We start from the raw sequence: 3386 nt of genomic DNA, 5'->3' as shown, positions 1-3386 counted from the left end.
CAAGTTACGAGCGATCGCTCGTCGGCTCTGGTACACAGCACGCCTCTGTGATAATTTAAGAGAGTAATAAAGATACGTGCGCGTAGCGTGCCTTCGGCATCACCTTATCTAAAAATCATACTTTAATTCAGCAACGCCAACACTTTATTAATGATAAACAAGAAGCTAATTTAACCATCGAAAATTACCGAAAAGTTGATGATTTATTAATTAAACCAGACTTAAATCCTGAAGAAGATCATACTTTTAAACTTAATTATTCTAACAGTGATCCTATTACTTTCTTTTTCGTTGCGTTACCCCCCGGCAGAGATGCCACAGATACGGAATCGTGGGTAATGCCAACATGGTTAGCTTTGGTGTTGCCTTTAGTGGCTGATGTCAAAGTAGTAGTTTCAGAATCACCAGTACCTCCTTTTCTTAGTGGTGCAGATTTTGAAGAAACTGTTTTACTGGATGGCACACATCAAGCTATTCGTTCTTTAGTGAAAAATGAACGCTATCGATTGGATTTAATTTTACCTCAAAATAAACATGAATTTTCCCCTTTAAATGCTTTAACTGCGGCTTATTCTATTCATTTAGAAGTGAATCGCAAAAAAGACGGAAACCCTGACTGGGGTAAATTAACAGCCTTAGCTAATGATTTGGAAACTAATCCACTTTATGTTTTTCACTATCTAGCTAAATGGCTCAGAAAGCAGGACAAAATTGATATTGTTCCTGTTAGTAAAATCAAACTTTATCAACAATTTTATTACTGTTTTGACAATGAGGGAAAAAACATGACCAAACTACAAGAATTAACGAATCTTTATCGTAAATTTTATCGTGCAAAAAATAGCAAAGCTAACGCAATTCTAAAACCTATTGACGAAGCATCTAATGTCATTATTAAGGCAGATAAAGTTCTAGCTTATGATGCAGAATCATTAATCGAAATCGTATCCGCCAGATTGGCAACTTTAATGAATAATGTTCGTCGTCGCACAGCAGAAGGTAAACCGACTTTAGCGTTTGTTGATGGTAAATGGAAACGAGCTTTAACTCCAGAAGAAGAACGTCAAGCGGTGAAAGACTTTGCCACTTTTTTCGTGGAGGAAATATTTATTAATCAGTTTAAGGGCGATCGCTCTCGTTTAGTGGGAACACAATTAAACCTAATTCGTAACACTTGCGAGTATCTTTATCGGTTAGCTAATGATGAAGAAAAACAACAATACAAAGAAGATGAACCCGAAGACTTACCAGAATCTGACAACAATCATGACTAAAAATCAATTTCTTTATTTTTATAATTGTGGGCGATGCCCACCCTACCATTTTTTATGGTTAATTCAATCAAAAAATCAAGCAAAAATAATCAACTAAATCAATTATCAGGAGAGTCAATTATGTCTTTTTTAACTACTATCGATGCTAAATATTTTCACTCTGAAATTCCAGCAAAACCTATGGGTAAATATATCCATTTTTTAACTATTCGAGTCACAGAATCTTATCCATTATTTCAAACCGATGGCGAGTTAAATAAAGCCAGAGTAACTGCCGGAATAGAGGATAAAAAACCCATAACTCGTTTAGCAATGTTTAAAAGAAAACAATCAACTCCTGAGCGTTTAACAGGGAGAGAATTACTGCGAAAATATGAAATAGGAGACTCAGCTAAGTGTGATTATAATGTAGAATTTAGTAAAACTACACCTGATTGTATTCTCTATGGTTTTGCCATTGGTGATGGTGGTTCAGAAAAATCAAAAGTAGTAGTTGATACAGCTTATTCCATCACAGATTTTGATGATTCTCATTTAAACTTTACTCTAAATGCACCTTTTGAACATGGAACAATGAGTCGTCAAGGAGAAGTTACCAGTCGAATAAATCAACAAGATCATATTTTACCACAAACATTTTTCCCAAGTATTATTACGTTGAAAGATGCCACAGAAGCCGGATTTTTATACATCTTAAATAACATTTTAAGAACTCGTCACTATGGAGCACAAACAACTCGTACAGGTAGAGTTCGTAATGAGTTAATAGGCATTATATTTGCCGATGGAGAAATTGTGAGTAATTTACGTTGGACTCAAAAAATTTATGATATTATGCTCAAAAATAATCAAATTAATCCTCCAGATCCTCTTAATGAAGATGATGTTTTAGACGCAGGAAATACAGCAATTAATGAGTTAATATCAGATGAATTTATAGAACATCAAGACTTTATCGGGAATAATTTAAAAGCCATTTTAGAAGAAGTAAAATCTATTACAAGTAATGAAAATCAACTCAAAAAATTATTAATTCAAGCGAATAAAGAATCACTAGCTTATGCACAAAAATATATATTAAAACTTTCAAAATCTAAATCGAAATAAATAAGTAGGGTGGGCATTGCCCACCTCAAACCTTGATCTTCAAAATCTAATTATGTTTAGTTACTTTTTAATATAAATTGATTCTTTATGAACAATAACATTTATAAATGTCGAATTGAGTTACATGACAGTCTTTATTATGCAACCCGTGAAATTGGTAGATTGTATGAAACAGAAGCAATTTTACATAACTATAGTCTTTGTTATGCTTTAGGTTTAGTAGATAGTAAAAAATATCAAACAACAGTGTCAGATGAAGATTCCTATAGTTATTTTTGTGCTGAACAAATACCTAAATATAAAAAACATTTAACACCTCTTAATGACCAAAAAATTTATGTCACTCCTGCTAGATCAATAAATCATAATTCTATTTTAAATACTTGGAAATATGCCAACAATAATTACCATGTAGAAATGGAAAAAATGCAAAAAAATATTCCTTGTTTTGGTAGAACAAAAGAAATTGCCACAGAAAGTGTATTTGAATGTTTTATTATCTCAGAAAAATCACTTAAAAAAACTAATTATCAAGACAATGAGTGGAAATGGAAATTACCTAAATTTATTCGCTTAGGAAAATGGATGAGTAAAGCTGAATTAACAATAGAAAAAATAGAAAAATCAAATATAAAAAATGCTAATTTTACTTGCCCTTATCCTTTAAATCCGTTAGATATTATGTTCACTAATCAACTAATAAGTTATGACGTAATTAATATGCCTCCTGTTAGTTTAATTAAAAATGTAACTATGAATGGAGAATATTATGAAGGGTTAAATCTTCCTGTAAATATTAATTATCGATTTGAATAATTTATAACAAAACATAACTCTTAACTATTAACTAATATGCCTCATAGTTTAGTCATAAATTTTACATCTATTTCCGATATACCCATTGGTTATACATCAGGAAAACACTTACACGCTTTATTTTTAACCTTAGTTAATTCGGTTGATCAACAATTAGCTGAATATTTCCATAAGTCCGAACAAAATAAA

General features: G+C 31.6%; 3 protein-coding genes and 1 pseudogene. All 4 read left to right on the top strand.

The window, feature by feature from the left end:
• Positions 1–98 precede the first annotated feature (98 nt).
• Positions 99–1274 (top strand): type I-D CRISPR-associated protein Cas10d/Csc3, encoded by a 1176-nt coding sequence (cas10d, locus tag ACEW8E_RS11645; protein ID WP_373480512.1) that lies wholly within the window; start codon positions 99–101, stop codon positions 1272–1274.
• Between the two features lie 120 nt (positions 1275–1394).
• Positions 1395–2381, top strand: coding sequence for a type I-D CRISPR-associated protein Cas7/Csc2 (gene cas7d, locus ACEW8E_RS11640; protein ID WP_373480511.1), 987 nt, complete (start codon positions 1395–1397; stop codon positions 2379–2381).
• A gap of 87 nt (positions 2382–2468) precedes the next feature.
• Complete coding sequence (gene cas5d, locus ACEW8E_RS11635; protein WP_373480510.1) at positions 2469–3197, top strand: type I-D CRISPR-associated protein Cas5/Csc1; 729 nt, start codon at positions 2469–2471, stop codon at positions 3195–3197.
• Positions 3198–3233: 36 nt separating this feature from the next.
• Positions 3234–3386, top strand: a pseudogene (locus tag ACEW8E_RS11630) (CRISPR-associated endoribonuclease Cas6); the annotation flags it as partial.

Source organism: Geminocystis sp., from assembly GCF_041753295.1.
Taxonomy (GTDB): Bacteria; Cyanobacteriota; Cyanobacteriia; order Cyanobacteriales; family Cyanobacteriaceae; genus Geminocystis.
Note: the sequence above shows the minus strand (reverse complement) of the source record. Positions and strands in the feature narration are given on the sequence as shown.